Origin of the sequence: Cobetia sp. SIMBA_158, from assembly GCF_046566945.1 — a bacterium.
Lineage (GTDB): Bacteria > Pseudomonadota > Gammaproteobacteria > Pseudomonadales > Halomonadaceae > Cobetia > Cobetia amphilecti.
This window is the reverse complement of sequence record NZ_JAWJYL010000523.1, coordinates 1-263: the sequence shown is the minus strand read 5'-3', so window position 1 is coordinate 263 and position 263 is coordinate 1. Positions and strand designations below refer to the sequence as shown.

Annotated in this window: 1 protein-coding gene; it reads right to left on the bottom strand. The window is 47.5% G+C overall.

All coding sequences use genetic code 11. From position 1 onward, the window contains the following. A partial coding sequence (nadA, locus tag R2R70_RS20940; protein ID WP_410979041.1) for a quinolinate synthase NadA occupies nt 1–263 on the bottom strand: 263 nt, incomplete at both ends.

Below are 263 nucleotides of genomic sequence, written 5' to 3'. Positions count from 1 at the left end.
CACCACCACTTTACGATCAGGGTGCTGGTCGCAAAATGCTGAGAACTCATCAATAGGACAACCGATGTCTAGCGAGCAAGTTGCTTCAAGTGTTGGCATAACAACCGTTTTGTTTGGCGTTAAAATTTTAGCAGTTTCACCCATAAAACGAACGCCTGCAACGATGATCATATTAGCGTCGTGTCTTGCACCAAAGCGCGCCATTTCTAAAGAGTCGGCAACGCAACCGCCAGTTTCTTCGGCAAGGGCTTGGATTTCAGGAC